The sequence below is a fragment of the Mycobacterium sp. TH-M15 genome (genome assembly GCF_057473705.1).
On sequence record NZ_JBYCLB010000176.1, the window covers coordinates 1 to 1,525 of the forward strand.

At 71.1% G+C, this 1,525-nt stretch carries 4 protein-coding genes; 1 reads left to right on the top strand and 3 read right to left on the bottom strand.

What is annotated here, in order from left to right; all coding sequences use genetic code 11:
* Together AC2VNT_RS04155 and AC2VNT_RS04160 are read right to left on the bottom strand one after the other, a co-directional pair.
* Positions 1-91 (bottom strand): hypothetical protein (locus AC2VNT_RS04155; protein ID WP_486945650.1); only part of this gene is annotated, 91 nt, incomplete at its 3' end.
* Positions 92-315: 224 nt separating this feature from the next.
* Positions 316-717 (bottom strand): (deoxy)nucleoside triphosphate pyrophosphohydrolase, encoded by a 402-nt coding sequence (locus AC2VNT_RS04160; RefSeq protein WP_486945647.1) that lies wholly within the window; start codon positions 715-717, stop codon positions 316-318.
* Positions 718-743: 26 nt separating this feature from the next.
* On the opposite strand from AC2VNT_RS04160, the gene AC2VNT_RS04165 reads away from it, so the two are divergent.
* Positions 744-1,028, top strand: a complete 285-nt coding sequence (locus AC2VNT_RS04165; RefSeq protein ID WP_486945648.1) for a 4a-hydroxytetrahydrobiopterin dehydratase — start codon at positions 744-746, stop codon at positions 1,026-1,028.
* Here the strand turns inward: AC2VNT_RS04165 and AC2VNT_RS04170 are convergent.
* On the bottom strand, positions 973-1,525 hold a 553-nt coding region (locus tag AC2VNT_RS04170; protein ID WP_486945649.1), incomplete at its 5' end, for a glycosyltransferase family protein. The two genes, AC2VNT_RS04165 and AC2VNT_RS04170, sit on opposite strands and share 56 nt — an antisense overlap.

Genomic DNA, 1,525 nt, shown 5'->3' on the forward strand with positions numbered 1-1,525 from the left:
GGTCGGCGGAGAACTCGCCCGGGCTGAAGAACCGCCCACTGCGTTCCAGCAGCTCCTCGAGCGGACCGCCGATGGGCGGGGTCACAGTCATCGGTGAGCCTCCTTCGAGCTGAGCTGCGCGCTCGGCCACTGAATTGTCGGCAGCCCACCGAGCGCCGGCCGTCATGGAATTCGGCGCCGCCGTCGCGGTCGGCAAGGCGCGGCCGACGACTAGCCAGCATACGACTTATATCGCCTGACGACCATATACGCCGCTGTGAGTCCGTTGTGTCGATTCTGGAAATCCGCGGACGGTGGCACACGGGCTCGGTGCGGTCAGCCGGTTTCCAGCGCCCGGGTCAGCTCCGGCAGCCAGGTCCGGTCGGCGGGCACCCAGTCGATCTTCGCCAGTTCGTCGGCGCCCGCCCAGCGCAGTGCGTGGTGGTCCCGGGCCCGCGGCTCACCGCGCAGCAGCGCCACCCGGTAGGCCCGCAGGGTGGTGGTCGCGTTCAGCGCCACGTCGGCACCGAGCCGCTCGCCTACCTGCACGGCCGCGCTGTCGACGCCCAGCTCCTCGGCCAGCTCCCGGGCCAGCGCGGCCCGCTCGGTCTCGCCGGCGACCACCTTGCCGCCGGGCAGCTCCCAGCGCCCGGCCAGCTCCGGTGGGTGGCGCCGCTGGGCGACCAGCACCGTCGCACCGGCGATGACGGCTCCGGCGACCACGATCTGGTTCGGCATGGCCAGAAACGGTATACCGTCGGGTCATGACGGTGTTGACCGACGAACAGGTGGCCGCGGCACTGCCCGAACTCGACGGCTGGGAGCATGCCGACGGGACGCTGCGCCGATCGGTGAAGTTCCCGTCGTTCCTGGCCGGGATCGACGCGGTGCGTCGGATTGCCGAGCACGCGGAGAAAAAGAACCACCATCCGGACATCGACATCCGCTGGCGCACGGTGACATTCGCCCTGGTGACACACGCCGTCGGTGGCATCACCGAACACGACGTGCGGATGGCCCACGACATCGACGGGATCCTGGCCGGTTGAACCCGGTCGTCGCGATCCAGGCCAGCGTCACCACCGCCGCCACGACGTAGGCCAGGCCCGCCCAGGCCAGATACCACGGTCGCCCGATCTCCCAGATGCTCGGCTGGGCGAAGCTCAGCAACCACGGCACGCCGACCAGGGTCAGCCCCAGCCAGCCCCAGCCCAGCACCCGGGCGCCGAGCCGGCCGGCCAGTGGGCCGTGGACGAACCAGATCATCAGCGGCACCAGCCACACCCAGTGATGCGTCCAGGAGATCGGCGAGGCGAGCAGGCCGAACAGCTCGACCACCAGCAGCAGCCCCAGCGGATCGGATCCGGGCCGCGCGGCGCTCAGCGCATGCCAGGCCAGCACGGCCAGCACCAGGGTGGCCAGCACGGCGGCGATCACCAGCGGGCCATGGCCGGCGTCGTGGCCGAGGATCCGGGATATCCCGCCGCGCCACGACTGGTTGAACGAGGTGCCGATCGGCCCCACCCGGCCGGCGTCGCCGAGCAGT

Bases quoted from the DNA above. Each gene is read 5' to 3' on its own strand.
- AC2VNT_RS04160 (WP_486945647.1), bottom strand. From the start codon at position 717: ATGCCGAACCAGATCGTGGTCGCCGGAGCCGTCATCGCCGGTGCGACG.
- AC2VNT_RS04165 (WP_486945648.1), top strand. From the start codon at position 744: ATGACGGTGTTGACCGACGAACAGGTGGCCGCGGCACTGCCCGAACTC.